This is a genomic window from Streptomyces sp. NPDC027185 (genome assembly GCF_055567035.1).
This window is the reverse complement of the sequence record NZ_JBVHRF010000003.1, coordinates 763,311-783,037: the sequence shown is the minus strand read 5'-3', so window position 1 is coordinate 783,037 and position 19,727 is coordinate 763,311. Positions and strand designations below refer to the sequence as shown.

General features: G+C 71.0%; 16 protein-coding genes. 9 read left to right on the top strand and 7 right to left on the bottom strand.

All coding sequences use genetic code 11. From position 1 onward, the window contains the following. Positions 1 to 177 precede the first annotated feature (177 nt). The gene (locus ACZ4M8_RS13505; RefSeq protein ID WP_467606482.1) at positions 178 to 1,116 is read left to right on the top strand and encodes a ScbA/BarX family gamma-butyrolactone biosynthesis protein; all 939 of its coding nucleotides are present in this window, start codon (positions 178 to 180) and stop codon (positions 1,114 to 1,116) included. A gap of 82 nt (positions 1,117 to 1,198) precedes the next feature. Here the strand turns inward: ACZ4M8_RS13505 and ACZ4M8_RS13500 are convergent, their stop codons facing one another. After that, positions 1,199 to 1,972, bottom strand: a complete 774-nt coding sequence (locus ACZ4M8_RS13500) for a glucose 1-dehydrogenase (RefSeq protein WP_467606479.1) — start codon at positions 1,970 to 1,972, stop codon at positions 1,199 to 1,201. Positions 1,973 to 2,296: 324 nt separating this feature from the next. After that, a complete protein-coding gene (locus ACZ4M8_RS13495) occupies positions 2,297 to 3,040 on the bottom strand; it encodes a DUF4232 domain-containing protein (RefSeq protein ID WP_467606477.1) in 744 nt (247 codons plus the stop codon). A gap of 756 nt (positions 3,041 to 3,796) precedes the next feature. Between ACZ4M8_RS13495 and ACZ4M8_RS13490 the strand changes: the two genes are divergently transcribed. Then, a complete protein-coding gene (locus tag ACZ4M8_RS13490; protein WP_467606579.1) occupies positions 3,797 to 4,492 on the top strand; it encodes an alpha-ketoglutarate-dependent dioxygenase AlkB family protein in 696 nt (231 codons plus the stop codon). Between the two features lie 82 nt (positions 4,493 to 4,574). After that, on the top strand, positions 4,575 to 4,811 hold the full coding sequence (locus ACZ4M8_RS13485; protein WP_467606475.1) for a DUF2277 domain-containing protein: 237 nt from the start codon (positions 4,575 to 4,577) through the stop codon (positions 4,809 to 4,811). 187 nt (positions 4,812 to 4,998) lie between these two features. Here ACZ4M8_RS13485 and ACZ4M8_RS13480 read toward each other — a convergent pair whose 3' ends face one another. Both ACZ4M8_RS13480 and ACZ4M8_RS13475 read right to left on the bottom strand, forming a co-directional pair. Next, on the bottom strand, positions 4,999 to 5,619 hold the full coding sequence (locus ACZ4M8_RS13480) for a flavin reductase family protein (RefSeq protein WP_467606472.1): 621 nt from the start codon (positions 5,617 to 5,619) through the stop codon (positions 4,999 to 5,001). A gap of 1,118 nt (positions 5,620 to 6,737) precedes the next feature. After that, complete coding sequence (locus ACZ4M8_RS13475; protein ID WP_467606469.1) at positions 6,738 to 7,973, bottom strand: PucR family transcriptional regulator; 1,236 nt, start codon at positions 7,971 to 7,973, stop codon at positions 6,738 to 6,740. A 318-nt stretch (positions 7,974 to 8,291) separates the two neighbouring features. On the opposite strand from ACZ4M8_RS13475, the gene ACZ4M8_RS13470 reads away from it, so the two are divergent. Next, positions 8,292 to 8,900 carry a helix-turn-helix domain-containing protein gene (locus ACZ4M8_RS13470; protein WP_467606467.1) on the top strand — a complete coding sequence of 203 codons (609 nt, stop codon included), beginning with the start codon at positions 8,292 to 8,294 and terminating at the stop codon, positions 8,898 to 8,900. A gap of 27 nt (positions 8,901 to 8,927) precedes the next feature. Here the strand turns inward: ACZ4M8_RS13470 and ACZ4M8_RS13465 are convergent, their stop codons facing one another. The 3 genes from ACZ4M8_RS13465 to ACZ4M8_RS13455 form a co-directional block, all read right to left on the bottom strand. Then, a complete protein-coding gene (locus tag ACZ4M8_RS13465; RefSeq protein ID WP_467606464.1) occupies positions 8,928 to 10,361 on the bottom strand; it encodes an NAD(P)/FAD-dependent oxidoreductase in 1,434 nt (477 codons plus the stop codon). A gap of 179 nt (positions 10,362 to 10,540) precedes the next feature. Then, complete coding sequence (locus ACZ4M8_RS13460) at positions 10,541 to 11,605, bottom strand: dihydrodipicolinate reductase (RefSeq protein ID WP_467606462.1); 1,065 nt, start codon at positions 11,603 to 11,605, stop codon at positions 10,541 to 10,543. A gap of 200 nt (positions 11,606 to 11,805) precedes the next feature. Continuing rightward, the gene (locus tag ACZ4M8_RS13455; protein ID WP_467606459.1) at positions 11,806 to 13,254 is read right to left on the bottom strand and encodes an APC family permease; all 1,449 of its coding nucleotides are present in this window, start codon (positions 13,252 to 13,254) and stop codon (positions 11,806 to 11,808) included. Positions 13,255 to 13,790: 536 nt separating this feature from the next. Between ACZ4M8_RS13455 and ACZ4M8_RS13450 the strand changes: the two genes are divergently transcribed. Genes ACZ4M8_RS13450 through ACZ4M8_RS13430 form a run of 5 tightly spaced genes read left to right on the top strand, consistent with a single transcriptional unit; the run spans position 13,791 to position 19,718 of the window. Continuing rightward, entirely contained in the window at positions 13,791 to 15,326 is a 1,536-nt protein-coding gene (locus ACZ4M8_RS13450) for a flavin-containing monooxygenase (RefSeq protein WP_467606456.1), read from the top strand. Next, positions 15,319 to 16,254 carry an alpha/beta fold hydrolase gene (locus ACZ4M8_RS13445; RefSeq protein ID WP_467606454.1) on the top strand — a complete coding sequence of 312 codons (936 nt, stop codon included), beginning with the start codon at positions 15,319 to 15,321 and terminating at the stop codon, positions 16,252 to 16,254. Before ACZ4M8_RS13450 ends, ACZ4M8_RS13445 begins: the two co-directional genes overlap by 8 nt. Beyond that, positions 16,238 to 17,632 (top strand): flavin monoamine oxidase family protein, encoded by a 1,395-nt coding sequence (locus tag ACZ4M8_RS13440; protein ID WP_467606452.1) that lies wholly within the window; start codon positions 16,238 to 16,240, stop codon positions 17,630 to 17,632. Before ACZ4M8_RS13445 ends, ACZ4M8_RS13440 begins: the two co-directional genes overlap by 17 nt. Continuing rightward, positions 17,629 to 18,333 carry a transporter gene (locus ACZ4M8_RS13435; RefSeq protein ID WP_467606450.1) on the top strand — a complete coding sequence of 235 codons (705 nt, stop codon included), beginning with the start codon at positions 17,629 to 17,631 and terminating at the stop codon, positions 18,331 to 18,333. The genes ACZ4M8_RS13440 and ACZ4M8_RS13435 overlap by 4 nt, the downstream gene beginning before the upstream one ends. A 26-nt stretch (positions 18,334 to 18,359) precedes the next feature. After that, a complete protein-coding gene (locus ACZ4M8_RS13430) occupies positions 18,360 to 19,718 on the top strand; it encodes an NAD-dependent succinate-semialdehyde dehydrogenase (RefSeq protein WP_467606447.1) in 1,359 nt (452 codons plus the stop codon). Positions 19,719 to 19,727: the final 9 nt, after the last annotated feature.

Sequence of the window (19,727 nt, the reverse complement as noted above, 5' to 3'; positions counted from 1 at the left end):
TCTGTCGCCGCCGGTGTCCTCGGCATCGGTACCTGCCGGGTTCCGGTGGCCCCGAGCACCGGATTGTCATTATCTTCAGCGACGCATTGCAAAGAAAACCGGGCAGTACGTATCTTAGCATTTGCCGGAACCGCCGGTTCAGTACCAGACCGCCGCACCAGGGGAGTCGAGTGCCCAATGCTGCTCATACCGAGCCACTCCGACCGGCCTGAACTGCCGCACTGCGCACGGCGGCCCGCCGCCCCGGAGCGGGCAACCTCCGCGGTGCGCAAGGAGTTCCTCCACCTCAGCTTCGACGACTCCGTCTTCCTCACGGGGTGCGAACGGCTCGGGGAGTGGGACTTCACCCTCACCGCACGCTGGCCCGGCTTCACCGGCGCCGGCACGAGCGGCGAGGTGCGGCACGAATCGCTGGTCGTGGCGCAGACCATCCGGCAGGCCGGACTGCTGATCGCCCACCGGGAGTTCGGGGCGCCGCTCAACCACGCGATGCTGCTGCGCAGCTTCGACTTCTGCCTGGACCCCGCCTTCCAGCCCCCGGAGGGCGTACCGGTCGATCTCGTCCTCGCGGCGTCCGGTACGGCGCGGGGGCGGCGTGGCACCTGCCTGACCGCGCTCCGCCTGGACATGGAGCTGACCACCCCGGAAGGCGTCCGGATCGGCACCGGTGCCACGGACTTCAAGTGGATCGCCCCGGACGTCTACAGCCGGTTGCGCGGGGCGCACGGCACGGCCGTCGAGGACCAGCCGCCGCTGCCCGCCCCGGTGCCGCCCGAGCGGGTGGGGCGCAGCCGCCCGGCGGAGGTGGCGCTGTCGCCGACCGAGCGCCCCGGGCGCTGGCAGCTGCGGTGCGACTTCTCCAACCGGCTGCTGTACGACCACCCGGTCGACCACGCCCCGGGGCTGGTGCTCATCGAGGCCGCCCATCAGGCGGTGCGGCTGACGGCGCCCGCCTCGTTCGTACCGCGGACGGTCAGCACGGCGTTCGACCAGTACGTCGAGTTCGACGCGCCGTGCTGGATCGAGGCGGAGACCGCCGGCGACGGGGACGGCTTCCGGGCCGTGGTCCGCGGCTACCAGCACGACCGGCAGGTCTTCCACAGCGCCTTGGCGTAGCGGCGCCGGGGGCGGCCGGCGCCCGCGCTCCGGCCGCCCCCGGAACACCGTGCCCCGGGGGCGCTCCCCCGGGCCGACGGCGTCACACCATCGTGAAGCCGCCGTCGACCGGCACCACCACTCCGGTGACGAACGACGAACGGTCGCTGCACAACCACGCGGCGGCCTCGGCGATCTCCTCGGCGCGGGCGGTGCGCGCCTGCGGGGTGGCGGCGTGCAGCCGGGGCTCCAGCTCCGGGTTGCGGGAGAACCAGTCGGCGATGATCTCGCTGCGGGTGGTGCCCGGTGCGACGCTGTTGACGCGGATGGAACGGCTGGCGTATTCGGCCGCGGCGGCCTTGGTCAGACCGGCGACGGCGTGTTTCGACGCGACGTAGGGCGCGGCGGCCGGAATGGACTGCAGGCCGCCGACGCTGCTGTTGTTCACGATGGAGCCGCCGTTGGGATTTTCCAGCATCGCCCGTATTTCATACCGCAGGCAATTCCAGGTGCCCCGGACGTTCGTTTCCATGATCTGTTCGTAGACCGTGTCGTCCATGAGGTGCATGGCGTCCTGATCGCCGCCGACCCCGGCGTTGTTGAACGCCGAATCCAGGCGGCCGAAGGTGTCGAGCGCGAGATCCACGACCCGGCGCACCTCGTCGGAGCGGGTGACGTCCGTCGGCGCGTACACCACCTGCGTGCCCTTCTCCCGCAGCTCGGCGGCGATGCCGGTGAGCCGGTCGGCGCGCCGGGCGGCGAGCACGAGGGTGGCCTGTTCGGCGGCGAACACCCGTGCCGCGGCGGCTCCGATGCCGCTGCTGGCCCCCGTGATCAGAACGACTTTGCCGGCGAGAAGGCCGTGTTCGGTAGTCACGGCCGGATTGTGCCACGCCCATTTCGGGCGAATTCCCGGAGTTTTGTACGCCGTGGTCTGGTTTCCCCGGCGATGACCATGACCGGGGGGCCCGGAAGGTCGTATTCGAGTACCTCCTCACCCTCCCGGACACCGTCATTTCCAGACCGCACGGTTTGTAAATTACGCGTCCGGCGCATTCCGGGAATTCCCGGGCGGCGTGGTGGTATGAGCGCCGGCGGCGTGCGTTCCGCTCCCCCGCCGCATGCGTACGGCGCGGTCACCGGTGGGGTGACCGCGCCGTGAGGAGGGCCGGCTCCCGGTGGACCGGGCGACCGGGCCGGGTCAGCCGAAGGTGCCGGGCTCGACCGCGGTGACGGTGAACTCACCGCCGCAGACCCGGAGGTTGCCGCTGCTCGTCGTCATGGACTCCTTCGAGCCCGGCGCGTAGACGTACACGTAGGCGCCGCGCTTCCAGCACGGGGTGTCGGAGACACCGTCGTTGACGGTGTGGAGCAGGGCGTGGGCGCTCGCACCGGGGGCGAGGCGGACGGCGCTGCCGGCGCCGCCCTCGCGGGTGGCGGGCGTACCGATACGGGAGCCGTCGCGGGCGATCAGCGAGACACCGGGGTAGCCGCGCAGTGTGCAGGCCTTCTTGCCCTTGTTGGTGAAGGTCAGCGGGTAGCGGAAGTTCCCGGCGCCGGCGTCGGGAGCACCCAGGCTCAGGGACATCTGGTCGGCTGTGCAGCGGTCCGACGCGGCGAGCGCGGACGGGGAGTCGCCCTTGGCCCCCGGGGTCGCCTTGCCGGGGCCGTGTCCGGGGTTCGCGGGAGCCGTCCTCCCCGTGCCGGGGGCGCCGGTGGGCGCGGCGGATTCCTTCGCTCCGGCGCCCGGTCCGTCAGCGGAGGGCGGGGCGGGGCTGCCGGACGGCCGGTCCGTGGCCTGCCCGGCGGGTGACGAGGCCGAAGCCGCGTGCGAGCCGGAGCCGGAGCTGTCCTGGCAGGCGGTCAGTGCGAGCGCGGCGACGGCGATCAGGGACCCGGCTGCCAGACGGCGGCCGCGGCCGAGAGCCTTGCTGGTGAGCGACATGCGGCTCCCCCTCGGGTGGTGGGTGGGTACCCGCCTTGCGTGGGTACGCACGGTCGAATCGGCTGCCCGGCCAGCCTGCCCCGGGGCGCTGCCAGGCGGCTAACGGGGCGCTAACGCCTCACTAACGACGGCGCGGTGCGTCCGGTCGCCCGTCGGCCGCGCCGTCCCTGGACGGCAGTATGGACCTCTCGGCCGAGCGGCGCCTTCGCTCGGCACCGGCACCCGCGAAACCGCAGGTCCACGCGGGGAGCGGAGCCGGGCCCGGAACCGGCTCACCACCCGGTGCGTCCACCGGTGGACCGGCTCCGTCGCGTAGGCCGGGTACGTCGTCCGTGGTGGCCGCCGTCGCATACGTCCGGGGGACGATACGGCGGACGAGTGGGCCGCGTCCAGGGCCGGGCGGTGGCGGCGCCACGGTGGGGATGACGGGCCGTCGGGCGGCAGCGGGGACCACGGCGGATTTCCGCCGGGTCCCGGCCGGGGCGCGGCTCAGACTCGGGATGACGCCCCGGGGGAAGGCGGCACCGGTGGGCTCGGGCCCGTACGGCCGGTTCGCCGCGCTCGGCGCCCTCGGCCCGCCGCGCTCGCGGGCCACGGCTCCTCGGCGGTATGCGGGGCACCACCGCCGACGGGCGCGCCCGGCTGATCGACGCGGGGCCGGGCCACCCGCTCCCTGCCGGGGCCGTCCGCGCGGTGCCCGGCGGGGTGGCAGCCTGGAAGGGGCGGGCCGGACCCGCCAGGAGTGAAGGGATGGCGATGACGACTCCCCTGCCCGGGTTCGAGGGGCTCGGCGGCCCGGTGGGCGGTGCGCCGCGTGCCCGTCGGCAGCTCGCACCCGGCGCGGTGCACGTACCGGACTGGCTGGCTCCGGCGGCACAGCGGGAGCTGGTCACGGCGTGCCGGGAGTGGGCGCGCGGCCCGGTGCCGATCCGGCACACCACACTCCCCCGGGGCGGTGTGATGTCGGTGCGGACGGTCTGCATCGGCTGGCACTGGCAGCCGTACGCGTACACCCGTACCGCCGACGACGTGAACGGCGCGCGGGTGGCGCCCTTCCCGGAGTGGATGGTGACGCTGGGGCGGCGGGCGGTCACCGAGGCGTACGGGGACGCGGCGGCGGGCGGCGGCTACACACCGGACACGGCTCTGATCAACTTCTACGACGAGGCGGCGCGGCTCGGGATGCACCAGGACAAGGAGGAGCGGTCCGGCGCGCCGGTCGTGTCGCTGAGCATCGGCGACACCTGCGTCTTCCGGTTCGGCAACACCGAGAACCGCGGTCGGCCGTACGCCGATGTGGAGCTGCGCTCCGGGGATCTCTTCGTGTTCGGCGGCCCGTCCCGGTTCGCGTACCACGGGGTCCCGAAGGTGTATCCGGGGACCGGCGACCCCGCGTGCGGACTGCGTGGCGGACGGCTCAACATCACGATGCGGGTCACCGGGCTCAGCTGACCGCGCGGCCGTCGCCGGTACGGTGCGTCCGCGGCGGCCCGTCCGCGCGCCGGACGGGGCCGGGCGGAGGGAGACTGGGTGCATGTGCCGCAGCATCAAGACGCTCCGCCCGCCCATGACGCCCGAGGCCACCGAGGACGACATCAGGGCGGCGGCCCTCCAGTACGTCCGTAAGGTCTCCGGATTCCGCGCCCCCGCCGCGCACAACCGTGAGGTGTTCGACGAGGCGGTGGACGCCGTGACGGCCGCCACCCGGGACCTGCTCGGCGGACTCCAGGTCCGGGGCGGCCGACCGGGCGCCGGGGCCGGGGCGCCGTAAGGGCGCGGGCCGGGGCGGCCGCGTTCGGCGGTGGGTGCGGGGCGCTGGAGGAGAAACGGGGCGGAGGCCGGGGCGGCCGCGTCCGGTTCCGGGTGCGGGTAGGGCATCCGGTGTCCCGCGTTCCGGACGAGCGCCGCTGCCGGGTGCGGTGGCCGAGTGGGACAGGCCGCGGGACCGTCCGGGCTGGTCAGACGCCGGGGGCGGCCGGGCCCTGCCAGTCCGCGTGGCGGATGCGGGAGCGCTCGTGGATCTCGCCGAGAGTGCCCCACTCGTCCTTGCCCAGGCGGCTCAGCGGTCGCAGCCGGGCGATCTCGGGGTGCCCGCCGGCCAGGACCTCCTCGGAGACCGCGGCGTGCACCACGCGCCCGAACACGACGGTGGAGTCCCCGATCCGCAGCGTGCTGTGCAGCACACATTCGAGCGCCACCGGCGCATCGGCGACCCGCGGCGGCTTGACCCGCAGCCCCGGCTCGGCGGTGACCCCGACGGCCTCGAACTCGCTGACTCCGCGCGGAAAGTCCGTCGCGGTGTCATTGATCTGCGAAAAGAGCCCCTCGGGCGCGAAGTTGACCACGAACTCGCCGGTGTCCTCGACATTACGGAGCGAGTCCTTGCGCCCCACGGAGGTGAACTGCACGACGGGCGGGGCGACGGCGGCGATGGTGAAGAACGAGTGCGGGGCGAGATTCGGTGTGCCGTCCTCGGTGACCGTCGACACCCAGGCGATGGGACGGGGCACGACCGTGGCGGTCAGCAGCCGGTAGAAGTCGTTGCGGGGCATCTCGGCGGGGTCGAAGTCAACGCGCATGGTGATCAGTATCCCTGGGCGGAGCCGCGGATTCTACAAAGGATCTACGGCACCGCCCAACCGCGGAGTTCGTCGGAAAGCGCCTGGTATCGGGACCATCGAGCACCAGGAGCCGACGCCGTGCCGGCCACCGCCCTCCCCACCGCCTGGGAGGACTTCGAAGTCCCCGCCCACGCCCGCGGCGGACAGGTCACCCTCAATCTCTGACCACCTGGCCTCGTACGCCCCGAAGCGCCCCGTCGCCTACCTCCGTATCTCCCTCCGACCGCTGCGGACTGGAGGCCGGCGTCGACCGCCGGCTCGAAGACGCCGAGGACAGCCGGACCCGGCTCCGCTGGGGCCCGTTCGCCAAGATCTACGAGGAGAACGACACCTCCGCCTTCAAAAAGCGCAAGATAACCAAGCCCGAATAACGCCGCAGGTCAGCAAGGGTCGGCTCCGCGCGAGCGGAGGTGTCCCCGATGGTGCTCGGCGCGGTCCTATCCCTACAGGGTCGGCTCCGCGCGAGCGGAGGTGTCCCGCAGTCCCGCCGCCGCCTCTGAGCGAGAGGGTCGGCCCCGCGCGAGCCGCCATGCCCGGCTCGTCCAACGCGCTGGCACCGTGTAGCCGCAGCTGACGGTGCAAACCCCTGGCTCCCCGCCGCGCGCGCAGCCAACGGACGACCTGACCGGCCGAAAAGAGCAGCTGCCAGGCCAGCAGAACGAGCGTCGAATAAGCGTCACGAGCGTCAATTCAGCGTCAAGATATCGCCCGTAACGCCCACACCGCATATAACGCGCACGTAGAAAACCGCAGGTCAGTAGCCTGGATGGCATAAAACGGGCTCACGGTCAATGTGCATCACGTCCATCGTGGGCGCTACGTGCGACACCTGACGCACGCGCGGAGGGCACCGGGGCGCTCTGCGCCCGCATACCGACGTCCGACGTCGGCCTCCGGGCGGCGGTGTCGCCCTCGCCGTCGATCGCAGACGTTCCGGAAGGGACGCCACTGGCGAAGGCCGGCTGCCCAGGCACCGTCCGGGCGCCCGCGCGGTTCTGCCCGCCTTTACCCGTCTCGCCCTTCCGGGCTCTTCCCTCGGCAAGGAAGCTCGAGCACCGCGGCTGCGTGGTGTGAGCTCAGCTCGGGGCAATCGTCACGATGTCAGGCGCGATGTCCAGCACCAGGAGCGCCGCCGCCACGTGGGTCGGGTTGTCCTCCACCTTGACGGTCGAGAGCTCGTTGGCACGTGAGACGCGCCGTTCGACGGTGTTGCGGTGCGCGTAGAGGTCGGCGGCCGCCCGGGTGGTGCTGAAGCCGGACTGCACATAGGTGAGCAGTGCCTGCCGCAGGGCTGTGTCGGCTTCGGCCAATGGCCCGAGGGTGTTGATGACGAACCGACGCGCGCCGGGCCGGTCCTTCGTGAGCGCGTCGATCAGCTCGACGTCGGCGTAGGCGGTGAACCGCCGGTCGGAACCCAGCCGGATCACCAGCGCCTGCGCCGCGAGGGCGTTCTGGTGGCTGGAGCGGAATCCTTCGAGTCCGCGGCCCGGCCTTCCCACCGCCGCGCGGACCTCGTCGGTCGCCGCGAGGCCCTTCTCCACATGGTGAAGGTCCGGGACGACTTCCCCCGAGAGCCAGATCCACCGCGACGTGGCGCTGGCGCGCGCCACCAGGGCGCTCCGGCCGCCGGCGGCGGAGCGCACGGCGGCGATCGCCTCTTCCAGGGCGTCGGCCTGCCGGGGATCGTCGACCCAGAGGACGAGACTCACGTGCCACCGCGCCATCCGGTAGCGCAGGCGTCCTTCGGCGAGGTCCTCCGCCATCGGTGCCCCACTGGCGATCAGCTGGATCAGTGCGATCCCCTCGGCATCCGTGTTCCCCATCGCCGCGGCGAGGCCGGCTTGCCGCAGGGCCGCGACGGAGTCGAGGGCGTACTGCACCAGCGACTGCGCCGTCACGTCCAGGATCCCCACGAGAAGATCGGAGTCGGCGCAGTCCGCCACGCATTCCTCCAGCCATCGCCGCCAGCCGATCCCCAGGGCCACACGCCAGGCAACGGCGAAGTCGGGTGCGATGCCCCGGGAGACGAGATCGTTGATGTACGCCGTGGTCCTCGGACTGACGTAGGGCTCCACCCGCCGCCCCGGTTGCTGAACGTTTGCGGTCAGCCATTGGACCAGCTCGGAGCGGTTGAGCGCGCGATCCTCCTCGACCAGCGATGCGTCCGCGAGGAGAGCGGGATCGTTCTGGGCGACGAGGGAGGGCCTTGCGAAGGCGTCGATCAAGGCGTCCGTCTCCGTCAGCAGGCGCTGACACAGTGACCTGATCGCATCGGCGACCTCACGCGAGGGCGGGGGCCACAGCTCTTCCATGTTCTCAGTGTCCCTCTGCTCTCGGGGAGTCGAGGCTCCCGGCATGCCGTGTCCCGGACAGCCGAAGTCACCGTCGGCGGCCCGGCCGACGGTGAAGACGCAGACCCTGGACCGTCGTTTAGCACCACTAAACGACGGCAGATTTACCACGCCCTTGCCGGCGCCACAAGGGGGTCGACGCCGTCACGCCCCTCACAGGGGCGCGCGGACTGCTCCGGGCGCATGCCTTAGCCTCGTGTCACGGAGAGGACTCGTCCGGGTCGGCCTGTCACCTGACAGGCACACGACCTCGGCCTCAGGACGGGCGGTGAGCACACCATGGCCATCGGTGACGGTGGGACAGCAGGCGGAGCGGACAGGGGTGCCGCCGCCCTCGAAGCGTCCACGGGCGGGCATCTGCGGAGGATCAGGCTCGACCGCGGGCTGTCGTTGACGGAGGTCGCGCACCGGGCAGGGGTCACCAAGGGCTTCCTGAGTCAGTTGGAGCGTGGGCTCACCAACGTGTCCGTCCCGACGTTGCTGCGCGTCTGCGAGGTGCTGCGGATCGGGGTCGGGGAGCTCTTCGCGTACCCCGACGAGCAGGTCGTGGACGGTGGAAGCCGGATCGACATGGGCGGTGAGGGCGTGGCCGAGTACCTGCTCACGCCCGCCGGCACCACGGCGTTCCAGGTCTTCCGTTCCGTGATCGAGCCAGGCGGGGGCACCGGAGGCCCCTATCGGCTCGACACTGCCACGATCTTCGCGATGGGACTGAGCGGATCGACCCGTCTGATCGTCGGAGGCGAGACCCGGATGCTGTCGGCAGGGGCGTCCACCTCGTTCCCCGGCCGGACGCTTCACCAGTTCGACAATCCGGGTACGACGGTGAGCGAGGTCCTCTGGGTCCTGTCGCCTCCCCTGCTGCGCGCCACGCGAGGGCCCGCCTAGATCCTGGCGCCGAGCGCCGGGCCCGCATCAGAAGTGATGCGAGGGCGCCGGCTGCTTCGCAGGACCCGGCGGTCTTGTCATAGCGGTGGCGATCTCACACCGCGCCCTCACGGAGCAGGCATCGCCCCAACCTTCAGGAACCCCCGCGCCTGGCACGGCGGAGTGCCCGCCGAGCCAGCGTCCTGCTGCCGTTGAAGAAGTCGTTGAACCGGTCCAGCCCCCAGACGGCCCTGAAAACTTCGACGTGTCCGACCAGATGCCGGCGAGGTCCTCCGGCATCTCACCGTCGACGATGTAGTCGGCGAGCTGATGGGTCACGTACGGCACCTGGCAGAGGCCGTGGCCGTTGCAGGCCATCGCGTAGAAGACGTTGTCGCCCACCTGCCCGGCGACCGACAGCCAGTCCGGGCTGATGCCGATCCAACCGCCCCAGGCCCGCTCGATGGCCACGTCGGACAGCGACGGGAACCGGTTGGCCAGATCCTTCCCCATGTCCCGCACGACACCGGGGTCCGGGACCCGGTCCGGGAGCGGGTACGTCTGGCCTCGCTGCGCTTTGCGGACCCCGCAGACGATGGTGTTGCGCTCGGTGAGCCGGTAGTGGGTCATCAACTGGTGCTGCGTGATGATGCCGCACCGACTGGTCCAGTCCAGCGCGGCGAGCCGCTCCGGCGCGATGGGTTCCGACTCGATCTCGATGACGTACAGCGGCGTCGCGAGGTTCTTGGGCGTGATGTCCCACTCACCGCCGTAGACGCTGGTCGCGAGCATCACCTTGTCGGCCCGCACAGTGCCGTGCGGTGTCGTGATCTCGACGGTGCCGCCTGTCCGCCGGACATCGCTCACCCGCGTCTGTTCGAAGACCTTGGCCGAGGAGGCGAGCAGCGCGCGACGCACACCACGAGCGAGCTTGCCCGGGTTCAGCATCCCGCCGATGGATTCCCGCATCCCGCCCACGAAGCCGGCGGGGAGGCCGAGCTCCTCCCTGCTGCCGACGGTCCCGCCCCCACCGAAGGCGCGCAGGATCGCCGCCTGGGTACGCACCCTGAGCATCATGAGGGGTGAGACCGCGCCCCACACCAGGCCGTTCGCCACGTAGTCGCAGTCGATGTCGTGCGTCTTGATGAGGTCTTCCACATAGCGGCCCGCGTGCTCCGCCAGTTTGGCCATGACCGGCATCTTCTTCGGGGACTGGAGGCTGAGCATCCGCAGGTCGCCACCCGGCGCCCCGGCGATCTGACCGCCGTTGCGCGAGGCCGAGCCGTAGCCGCAGAACTCGGCCTCCAGCAGGACGACGTCCTGGTCGCGCTCCGCGAGGCGCAGCGCCGCCGCCATGCCGCCCATGCCGCCGCCGATGACGGCGATGTCGCAGGTGAGATCGCCGTCCAGCGCGGGCTGCACGTCATCCGGCGGGTCGATCCAGCCGGTGAAGTTGGTGTACTTCGTGCTGTCGGTCCTCATGCTGTCCCGATCTCCTTCCAGGTGGGGCGTCCGCCCCACTTCGTACTCCGCGTCGAGGCGTGCTCGGCGACGCGCCCGAGCCCCCGTTCCCGTCCGGCGGATCGACCGTGACGGGCGGCTCTTCGGCGAGACGCGTGAAGACGGCGAACAGGAGGTTCTCCGGCTTCTGCGTCTCCGTCTCAGTCCTGAGAAGTCGTGGCCCCGAGCGAGGCCCGGCCCGCTCGCCGCTCTCCCTTGGCCGCGACCGAACGGGCGGGCAGGTCCCCCATCGACAGGAGACCGGGACGCGCCTCGACGATCGCGGTGGAGGCGTTGACCGCCGCCGCGACGGTGCTGAGGAAGGAATCGAAGCCCACGAAGGAGCGGAGGTCGACGACCTGCTCCTCTCCGACGATCCGGTAGTCGTCGCCCGCGGCCACCTCGTCGGCCGGCTCGAAGAACCCGAACGTGATCTCCAGATCGATCACCACATCGCCCTTGAGCACGCCTCGGGCGGCGTGAGTGACCGCCGCGATCTGCCCTGGTTCGATGCGCAGGTGGTCGCCGACGCGCGGCGAGGTCGTCACGACAGCGGGTTCGACCTCTCCCACGTCCACCGAGTCGAGATCCCATCCGAGCCCCGCCGCGAGCGCCCCGATGGTCTGCTCGAAGCCGTGGTGCCCGACCACCTCACCCCGGCTGCGCGCCGTCGCGAACTCACGCGTGGTCAGACCGAGGCCGAACTTCGACAGGATCGCGCCGTAGCGTGACATGTTCGTCCGCCGGCGAATACGCACGCTCTCCACGCGCTGAGTCAGTGCGGTCAGGAGGAGGGGAAGGGTGTCCATCAGGATGCCCGGGTTCGCCCCGCTCCCCATGACGGTCACGCCGTGCGCCTTCGCCGTGTCGTCGAGCCGCCGCGCCAGATCGGGGTGGCTCCGCCATGGATGGGCCAGCTCTTCGCAGATGCTCAGGACGTTGTACGAACGCTCCAGCAGCGGCAGCAGGACGCCGGCCGCCTTGTCCAGATCCGACACGGTCGCCATGATCGCGAGGTCCGCGGCGGGCAGCTCGGCCGGGTCGCTCACGACGACGACACCGTTCGCGACGCCACCGAGTAGCACTCCGAGGTCTTGACCGACCACGCGGGGATCCCGGTCCGCCGCTCCCACGATCTCCACGTCCGCGCGCCGCAGCAAGGAAGAAGCGATGGCGCGGCCGGTGGCGCCGAGCCCCACCACCACAGTCCGGTTCTTCAACGTCACTCCTCTGGGCGCCCCGGTCGGCCCGCCCACGACACGGTGCTCGGCGAAACCGGACTTCGCCGGTGGCGGTTGCCTCGTACTCCACTCTCACAGGCCACGGCCGCGGTGAGAACGACACCGTGCACCGGCCTCCCCCGAGGACGGTGCACGGTGCACAGACCGGCCGCGCCCCTGCGCTCATGAGCTGACCGGCACGTCGCTCAGAGTTTCTCGTAGACAGCCGGTCGGCGCATTCGCAGGACCAGGGCCTGCACCGCGCCGGCCACGGCCGAGAGGGCGACGAGGCCACCGATCACCCAGGCGCCCGTGGCGGTACCGACGAGGAGCGGGAAGTTGGCGACCATCAGGCAGACCACACAGGCCAGGCCGAGGAAGGCGACGCCCGGGGCCACGACCGTGCGCCACACCGACGGCCGCCCATCGGCGCGCCGGAAGAAGCCGATGACCGCGAGGCTGGTGGCCGCCATCAGCAGGACGATGCCGAGGGTGGCGGCGCCGGAGAACCACGCGTAGAGGTCCCCGATCGGGTCGAGGCCGAGCACGGCGACGACGAGCGTGGTGACGAACGCGACCGCCGAGGCGACGGCCGAGGACGCCGACGGCGCGCGGTGCCGGGGGTGGACGACGCCCAGCGGCGGCGGAAGCGCACCGGCCCGGGACAGGGCGAACTGGTAGCGCGTCACGACGTTGTGGAAAGCCAGTACGCAGGCGAACTGGCTTGTGATCAGCAGTAGTTGCATGCTGTCGGCCCAGACGGACCCCACGTAGCTCCGCGTCAGCGTGAGGACCAGGCCCTCGGGGTCGGCCTGCGCGGCTCCGACCACAGCGTCGACGCCGGCGCCCACCACGATCGCCCACACCGTGAACGCGTAGAAGGCCCCGATCACCAGGATCGCGACGTACGTCGCCCGCGGGACCGTGACGTCGGGGTCCTTCGCCTCGTTGCGGAACACGGCCGTCGCCTCGAAGCCGATGAACCCGAAGAGGGCGAACATGATGCCGAGGCCCAGGGAACCGGTGCCCACGATCGAGGGCGACACCGGCTCGGCCGTCAGGCCGCGGGCGCCGCCGTGGCCCACGATGCCGAGGTCCATGACCAGGAGCAGCAGGGATTCCAGCACCAGCACGGCACCGAGCACTTTGGCGCTCAGCTCGATGTCGCGATAGCCGAGGAAGGCGATGACGCCGAGTGAGACGAGCGCCCACGCCCACCACGGGGAGCCGACGTCGGCGTACCGCTCGATGACGTTGCTCGTCGCGACCCCGACATAGGCGTTCACCCCGACGAGAAGCAGCGTGTAGGAGAAGAGCGCGAGGGTCGCGGCCGAGAGACCGGGGATCCGGCCCAGCCCCGCCTGGACGTAGGCGTAGAAGGCCCCCGCGTTGCGTACCCGTCCGGCCATCAGCGTGAAGCCGACCGCGAAGATCAGCAGCAGCACGGTGGACAGCGCGAAGTACAGCGGCATCCCCGGGCTGCCGCTCACGGCGAGGGCGAGCGGCACCCCGCCGGCCACAAGGCCGAGCGGTGCCGCCGCGGCGACGACCATGAAAACGATCTGCGACACGCCGAGCCCACGGTGGAGCGGATTGCCCGGTCCGGCTTCACCGCCGGGTGCTTCGGCGTGCCCTGTCCCGGAGAGGTCGGTCATCGCGACCACCTTTCGGCTCACGGGCCGGTACCGGCCCGTCATGGGTGGATGAAGGAGTGCGCGCAGCGGTACGCCTGCGCGGACGAACGGGTGCGGCTCCCTCGCAGCGGCTGAGCCGGAGCGGCAGGAGGCGGCTCCTCCCGCCCGGGAAGACGTGGCCCCGTACGGTTCCGGGTCGGCGGCCGCTTCCGCCCGGCCCCGATCGCGGGAGTGACGGCGATGATCGGGGGAGCGACGGCGGCGATCCCCTCGCGGCTCGGTACACCTGTGGGTCCCGGCACGCGGCGAGGCCGTGACGACGACGGATTCGGCCTCCGCGCACGACCGCGACCCCGGTGTTTAGTACCACTAAACACCGGGGGCAAACCTCGACCGGGGCCTCGACCCGAACGTCGGACACCGTATGGGCGCACCAGCCCGGCCCGCCTGTGCATCGTGCACCGAGCCCTGGCGAAGGAGGTGCCCGCTGTCGTTCTCGCAGGCGGTCACGGCTCGCGACAGTGAGGTAACCGCCACAGGAACAGCGAGGAAACGCCATGACAGCTGAGGTGTTGGACGCCGTCGAGGAGTTCGACGTGGTGATCATCGGAGCAGGGATCTCCGGAATCGGCGCGGCCACCTATGTCAGCCGGGAGCTGCCCGACAAGTCGTTGGCCGTGCTGGAAGCGCGCGACGACATCGGAGGCACGTGGGACCTGTTCCGCTATCCCGGCATCCGCTCGGACTCCGACCTCCACACGTTCGGATACGCGTTCAAGCCCTGGCGCCACGAGGCCGCGATCGCCGACGCTCCCCTCATCAAGGAGTACCTCCACGAAACCGTCGAGGAGAACGGCCTGGAGCGCGTCCTCAGGCTCGGCCACCGGGTCGTCCGCTCGGAGTGGTCCACGGCGGACTCACGGTGGGCCCTCACCGTCCAGACCTCGGACCCCGCCACGGGCACCACCCGGACCAGGACGATCCGCGCGGGATGGGTCTTCGCCGCCACCGGCTACTACCGGTACGACGAGGGGTTCTCCCCGGAGTTCCCGGGGCGGGACGACTTCGAGGGCCGGATCGTCCATCCGCAGCACTGGCCCGAGGATCTCGACCACAGCGACAAGAGGGTCATCGTCATCGGCAGCGGCGCGACCGCGATCACGCTGGTGCCTGCCATGACCACCGGGGCGGGCGCCGCCCGGCACGTGACGATGCTGCAGCGCACCCCCACCTATGTCATGGCGCTCCCCCGCGTCGACAGGGTCGCCCTGGCGCTCACGAAGCTGCTCGGAGAAGAACGCGGGTACGCCGTGACGCGGTTCAAGAACATCTGGACGGAACACGCCGTGGTCAAGGGCCTGCGGAGGTTCCCCAAGGCAGGACGGGCGTTCATCCGGCGCGAGAACGTCAAGCGCCTGCCCAAGGGATTCGACGTCGACAAGCACTTCAATCCGCCGTACGACCCGTGGGACCAGCGGCTGTGCGTGGCACCGGACGGGGACTTCTTCGACGCGATCAAGGACGGAAGGGCCTCCGTCGTCACCGACGCCGTGGCGCGGTTCAGCAAGCGCGGAATCGTCCTGGAGTCGGGTGAGGAGCTGGAAGCCGACATCATCGTCACCGCGACAGGGCTGAACCTTCGGCTCTTCGACGGCATGCCCCTCGTGGTCGACGGGCGCCAGGTCGACATCGCGGACGCGCTCTGTTACCGCGGCATGCTGCTGAGCGGCATCCCGAACTGGGCGATGGCGATCGGCTACACCACCTCGTCATGGACGCTCAAGGTGAGCCTGATGTGCCGCTACTTCATCGATCTGGTCAGGCACATGGACGCCCGCGGATACGACACGGTGGTTCCGGTCGCGCCGGCGGGGACGCAGCGCAGGCCGGTCATGGACCTTCAGGCCGGGTACGCCAAGCGCGGCGAGAAGCTCCTGCCCAAGCAGGGCCCCGAGAAGCCCTGGCGGATGGCGATGTCCTACCCCGAGGACGCCAGGGCCCTGCGCGGCCCGGTGGCCGACGAGCACCTGGAGTTCGGCACCCGTCGGACGGCCGCGCAGTCATCCGACGGGCGGCGAGCCACCCATGCCTGAGACGAGCGGCGCCGAGAGCGTCGACCAGTACGCGACCCTGCCGTCCGGCATGACGATCTGCTTCCGGGACCACGGCGACCAGGACGACCCCGCGATGCTGCTCATCGCGGGGCTGGGCGAGGACCTCACCTTCTGGTCCGACTCGTTCGTCGGTTCCTTCGTCGCCCGCGGTTTCCGGGTCGTCGCGATCGACAACCGCGACGCCGGCCGGTCGACGTTCGTCACCACTCCCCCGCCCGCGCTCTGGCGTCAGATCGCCGCGCGTCCACGCGGCGACGCGTATGCGCTGGCCGACATGGCCCGGGACGCCATCGGCGTACTCGACCATCTCGGGATCGCGCGGGTTCACCTGGTCGGGCGGTCGATGGGCGGAATGATCGCGCAGACGGTCGCGGCCACAGCACCCGAGCGGGCCCTGTCCCTGACCTCCCTCTACTCCACCACCGGGGCGCGCAAGGTCGGGCAGCCCGCCCTGTCGACGGTCAGGCTCCTCGCCGCCCCGCCCGCGAGGAACAGAACCGCGGCGGTCCGTGCCCACCTGAGGCTCACCCGTCACATCGCGGGAACGGGGCACCCCATCGACGACGCGGCGGAGGCAACCATCGCGGCTCGCGGATGGGACCGCAGCGCCGGTGACCCGGCGGCCGGCACGGCGCGCCAGATCCAGGCCATCCAACGCTCCGGTGACCGGACGGCCCAGCTGGGCAGCATCACCGCCCCGACGCTGGTCATCAACGGCGACCGGGACCCGCTGGTGAACCCGAGCGGCGGCGCCGCGACCGTACGGGCGATCCGCTCGGCCCAGCACGTGGTCATCCCCGGCATGGGCCATCACCTCCCCGAGGCCCTCGTCGGCCCCGTCACGACCTACATCGCGCAGCACGCGGACCGCGTGGGCGAAGGAGGAAGCCATGTCCGGATCCCGTAAGCCCGGCTCCGGGGACACCACGGTCGACGTCGTGGTCGTCGGTGCCGGTTTCGCCGGTCTGAGCGCGGCGGAGCGGCTGGTGAGCACAGGGCGGTCCGTCCTGGTCGTGGAAGGCCGCGACCGGGTCGGAGGCCGCTCGCTCTCCGGCGAGGTGGCCGGCGTGAAGGTCGACCTCGGAGCGACCTGGGTGGCCCGGCGCCACACCGCCGTCCGGGACCTCGCGCGCCGGGTCGGGTGTACCACCACCGACCAGTTCGCCCAGGGACGCAACGTGCTGTGGATGGCGGGCCGGCGCCGCACCTACAGCGGCACCATTCCCAAGGTCTCCCCCGCGGCCCTGGTGGACATGGCCCGCATGCAGACGGCGGTGAACAAGCTGGTCGCGACCATCGACGTGAACGCCGCCTGGGAGTCCCCCGGGGCCGGCCGGCTCGACGCCATCTCGTTCGGCGAGTGGCTCGACGGGAAGAACGCACTGCCCAGCACCCGCGCGCTGATGACCGTCATCAGCAAGGTGCAGTGGGGGTGCACCCCGGGAGACGTCTCCTTGCTGCACGCGATGCGCTACATCCGTTCGGCGGGCGGGCTCGATCACATGCTGGACGTCGAGGGCGGTCAGCAGCAGGACCGGTTCGTCGAGACCACCCAGGAGATCGCCGAGCGGGTGACGGAGCGGCTCGGCGACCGCGTGCGCCTGAAGACACCGGTGCGCCGCATCGCACAGGACGACGACGGCGTCACCGTCCGCACCGATTCCGGCGAGATCCACGCCCGGTACGCGATCGTCACGGCCTCGCCGGCGCACCGCGCCGCCATCACCTTCGAGCCCGCTCTGCCCGAACAGGGCGAAGGGCTCACGCGGACCTGGCGCATGGGCGTGCTGAGCAAAGCGTTCGTGGCCTACGAGAAGCCGTTCTGGCGGGCCGAGGGATTCTCCGGTGAGGCGGTGACCGACACCGGAACCGTGTTCATCACCTTCGACGTGTCCCCCGCCCCCGGCGGACCGGGCGTCCTGATGGCCTTCTGCGACCCGCGCGTCTTCGACGGCTTCAGCCCCGGGACCCGGCGCGACCGGGTCGTCCGGCAGCTCGCCGACCTCTACGGTCCGCAGGCGCTCACCCCGATCGACTACGTGGACCACTGCTGGGGAGCGGAACCGTTCGCCCCGGGCGGCCCCAATCCCGCCGTCGCCCCCTACGCGACCACGAGCTTCGGCAAGGCGCTGTCCGAGCCCCACGGGCGCGTCCACTGGGCGGGCTCCGAAACCGCCGGCGAATGGGCCGGAACCATGAACGGCGCGGTGCTGACGGGGCAGCGCACCGCGGAGAGCGTCCTCACCCTGCTGTCCCGCGCCGTCCGAGAGGGGGCGTCCCGATGAGGGAGATCCTGTTCCTGCTGGCAGACCTGTGGATGATCTTCGCCGGTTACTTCTACGGATGGCAGTTCATCCGCCGCTATGGCAACTACCTCCTGGGCCTGGAGTGGATGGTCGTCGCCACGTCGGGCACCAACTTCCTGCTCTGGTCCCTGCTCGGCGCCAAGAGCGACAGCGTCCTGTACGACGTGGCGTACTTCTTCGACGCCTTCTCCCGATCGATCGGCATCACGCTCATTCTGGTCATGGGCCTGATGAAGGTCACCCATCGCTACAGGCCGAGCCTCGGCGTCGACGTCGCCGTGTTCGGAATCGCGATCGTGGCCGGTCTCTTCCTCCGTCAGTTCCACGGCGCGGACCTGCACACCGGCGGCATCGCGTTCTGGGTCGCCGCGTTCTACGTCGTCGTCAATCTCCTCACGGCGGTCTTCCTCGGGTACTTCGCCAAGCGGCTCTGGAACGCGGGCGCGAGGTGGCCGGCGGTCTGGACGGCACTGGTCACGGCCGCCGGGAGCACCATCGCGATCACGTACGACTTCTTCCCCCTGCCGTTCGACGACGCGAACCGCACGCTCTTCTACACCGCCGCGCTGGCGACCTGGGGCACCCAGGGATTCGTCTACTTCCGCGCCTACCGCGCACTGCACGACCGCAACGCGGCCTCGGACGCGAACCCGGCCCCCGCGACCGGGGCCCTCGCATGAACCCGTCACATCAACAAGGAGTCAGCATGGCGAAGAGGCACGTGTACGCGGTGGTGGACCCGGCCACCGGCAAGCTGGTCAAGGAGTACCCCACCGCGACGGACGAGACCGTCGGCGCGGCGCTCGACGCGGCGGCCGACGCCTACGCCCGCTGGTCGAGGCAGATCTCCGTGGCACAGCGCGCCCAGCTGTTGCACGCCGTCGCCACCCTGCACGACGAGCGCGGCCGACAGCTCGCCGAGATCATCCACCGGGAGATGGGCAAGCCGGTGGACGAGGCCGTGGGGGAGGTCGAGTTCAGCGCCTCGATCTACCGGTACTACGCCGAGAACGCGGAGAAGTTCCTCACCGACGAACCGATCGAGCTCCTGGAGGGAGAGGGCACCGCCTTCGTCCGCCGCCAGCCGGTCGGCGTGCTGCTGGGGATCATGCCCTGGAACTACCCGTACTACCAGGTGGCCCGCTTCGCCGCGCCCAACCTCGCGCTGGGCAACACCATCGTGCTCAAGCACGCATCGCAGTGTCCGGAGTCGTCCGCGGCTCTCCAGCAGCTGTTCACGGACGCGGGATTCCCCCGGGGCGCTTACGTCAACGTCCACGCCACCGGGGAGCAGATCGGCCGCGCCATCGCCGACCCCCGCGTGCGGGGCGTCTCCTTCACCGGTTCGGAGCGGGCCGGCGCGGAGGTCGCCGAGAAGGCCGGGCGCAGCCTCAAGAAGGTGGTGCTCGAACTGGGCGGTTCGGACCCCTTCATCGTGCTGTCCACCGACGACCTCGACGCCACGGTCCAGGCGGCGGTCGAGGCGCGGTTCGAGAACGCCGGCCAGGCGTGCAACGCCGGGAAGCGCTTCATCGTCGCCGAGGACGTCTACGACGCCTTCCTCGACAGGTTCACCGAGAAGGTGCTCGCACTGACCGATGGCCTGGCGCCGCTCTCCTCGGTCGCCGCCGCCGAGTACGTCGAGGAACAGGTCGAGCGAAACGTCGAGGAAGGGGCGACCTTCGTCTCCGCACGACAGCGCGAAGGGGCGTACTTCCCGCCCGGCGTGCTGACCGGCGTCCCGCCGACGTCGCCGTCGGCCGCCGAGGAACTCTTCGGCCCCGTCGCGACCGTCTACCGGGTCGGATCCGAGGACGAGGCCGTCGAGCTGGCGAACGACACGCCGTACGGGCTTGGCTCCTACGTGTTCACGACAGATGCCGAGCAGGCGCTGCGCGTCGCCGACAGGATCGAGGCCGGCATGGTCTTCATCAACGGCGTCGGCCTCGAAGGCGCGGAACTGCCCTTCGGTGGCGTCAAGTTGTCCGGGTTCGGCCGCGAGCTGGGACGGGCGGGCATCGACGAGTTCGCCAACAAGAAGCTCATCCGCACCGCTCGGACGTGACCGCCCCAG